At 55.3% G+C, this 2262-nt stretch carries 2 protein-coding genes; one reads left to right on the top strand and one right to left on the bottom strand.

Features of this window, described 5'->3' with window-relative positions; translation table 11 throughout:
- The first annotated feature begins 111 nt into the window (after window positions 1–111).
- Entirely contained in the window at window positions 112–498 is a 387-nt protein-coding gene (locus Q0510_RS09275; protein WP_298710303.1) for a DoxX family protein, read from the top strand.
- A 191-nt stretch (window positions 499–689) separates the two neighbouring features.
- Here Q0510_RS09275 and Q0510_RS09280 read toward each other — a convergent pair.
- On the bottom strand, window positions 690–2262 hold a 1573-nt coding region (locus Q0510_RS09280), incomplete at its 5' end, for an alpha-L-rhamnosidase C-terminal domain-containing protein (protein ID WP_298710305.1).

Consider the following 2262-nt stretch of genomic DNA (forward strand, 5'->3'; position numbering starts at 1 on the left):
AGAAATACATCCCGCAAATACTGGACGGCAAAGGGATCGATGACTGACCGCCTTTCCATTTGATCTAACTATCAAATCACTCTCAAACACACACTTACACACAGCATTACTATGAAAAAGTCACACAAAATCATCTACTGGATCGCCACTATCTGGCTCGCATTGGGCATGCTTTCCGGCGGTATTTTCCAATTATTGCAGGTGAAAGCGTCGGTAGATGGCATTATGCACCTGGGTTATCCTGCGTACTTCGTATCTCTCCTCGGCGTATGGAAAATCTTTGGGGTGATCGCCCTGCTGGTGCCGGGCTATCCCGTGGTAAAAGAATGGGCCTATGCGGGTTTCTTCTTCGCCATGTCGGGCGCGGTGATTTCACACGTTATTTGCGGCGACCCGATGGCGCAGATTTTCCCTTCGCTTTTCGCCGTGATCCTCACCGTGATTTCCTGGTATTTCCGGCCGGCGAACAGAAGAGTGCCGGTAGCCGTGGCCGCATAACCTGACTATTCAAACCATTGCCGCAGGGGCGGAAGAGGATGAGACTTCCTTTTTCCGCCCTTGCCATTTTATGCAAAGTTCTACCCCGCCCGGGTTCTTTAAACCCATCTCCCCGGCTACGATCTGGCATTGGTCATTGCCACTAGGCCTACTTGAAACTGTCTTCCCCAGTCTTTCGTGCGCTGATTACTTTACTGCAGGGCTTCTATGGCATATGTTCCGCTGGGTAACATGAAAGCCCCGTTGCGGGTGGGTTTTATCGCTGTTCCGTTTACCATTATTTTGAAATTTTTCCCCGTATAGGATTTTGGGATGTGCACTTCCGCAACAGAATTGCCGGGCACTTCCAGGTCGAGGGAAAACTTTCCTCCCTCCTGCCTGAACGCTATCCGGATATTCCCGCGGACAGTCGGCAGTTGCAGCGATGCATGCTGCAAACCGCCGGGCATGGGCTTCACGCGGAAAGTGGAGAAGCCAGGCTCCAGGGGCTCTATGCCCATGAGCTTGCGCGGAATGATGTTGGCGGGCACCGCGCCCCAGGCATGGTTCCAGTCCTGGTTCGGTTTGTATTTATCGTCCCATGCTTCCATGGTGATCGTGCTGCCGGCACGGATCATGTTGTACCAGCTGCGTTCCGCGCGGGATGCCAGCAAGGATAAACCATATTCCTCATCGCCCGCGTCATACACCGCATCCATGAGAAACTGGCTGCCGTACACGCTGCAAGCCATGCCTCGGGAGCGGATGAAAGCCGCAACGGATGGAAGGTCTGTTTCATCCGCCAATCCGAACGCCATTGCAAACATGTTCGCATGCAGCGAAGCGTGCTGCGTACTGTCGCCATCGCGGAAGATTTTTCTTTTGGGATCGAAGAACGTTTTGCGGAAAGCTTTGCGCACATTGGCTGCGCGTGCCGCCAGTGCTTTGGCATCTTCCGCTTTTCCCATCGCCTCCGCCATCCTGGACATGGCACGCAGCGCATGGAAGTACCAGGCATTCACGACGGCGTTATAGCGGCCGAACACAAATCCATCCGTCTCCCCGCCTTCCGCTTTACCCAATCCGAGGATGCCAGTATGCGGCCAGTCTACGATATCGCGGATGCCGTCACCTTTGAAATGGATGGATTGCAGCAAGGTGGGTTCCTGTTTGCGGGTGCGGGTGCTGACGAGGCCGTTGGCATCTTCCAGCGGGATGAGGAGTTTGGCGGTAAGATCGGTATAATGGTGGCGGGCAGAACGGATGTCGCCGGTATAGAGGTAATCGTGCCAGGCCATGAGCACCGACTGCAAAATCCATTCGGTAGGCCAGGTGGCGTGGTGCAACAGGTATTCGTGGGAATGCCGGGCCAGTGAAAATTCGCGGTCGGCCGCATAATGGCCCAGCTGGTTGATGTAGGCGTCGGCTTCATAAGGGATCCGTTCCCGGTCGCCGTCTACGTACACGCCCGCGAAGGTGGTCGCCTTCATGCTGTATTTGCAAAGTTCCCACACGGCATTTAATGTGCTGTCCGACGATTCGAAGCGCGCGGCCTCATCGTTGAACGGATAATGCACCATCGAACGGATGAGCGCGTCCTTCCCGATTTTACCTTTATACCCGCTCAGTTCCACATACCGGAACGGCAATACTTCGCCGATGTAATCCGGCATAAGAACGGCCTGCCTGCCGGTGTTTCGCGCGTCCGGCCGGATGCGCACCCGGTAGGTATGCGTGCCCGCCCGCAGGGGCAAACGATGTTCCTGGAAACGGATCGTTCCGCCC

The sequence above is a fragment of the uncultured Chitinophaga sp. genome (assembly GCF_937874145.1).
GTDB lineage: Bacteria > Bacteroidota > Bacteroidia > Chitinophagales > Chitinophagaceae > Chitinophaga.

Coding starts and splice junctions, on each gene's coding strand:
- Q0510_RS09275 (WP_298710303.1), top strand. CDS start 112: ATGAAAAAGTCACACAAAATCATCTACTGGATCGCCACTATCTGGCTC.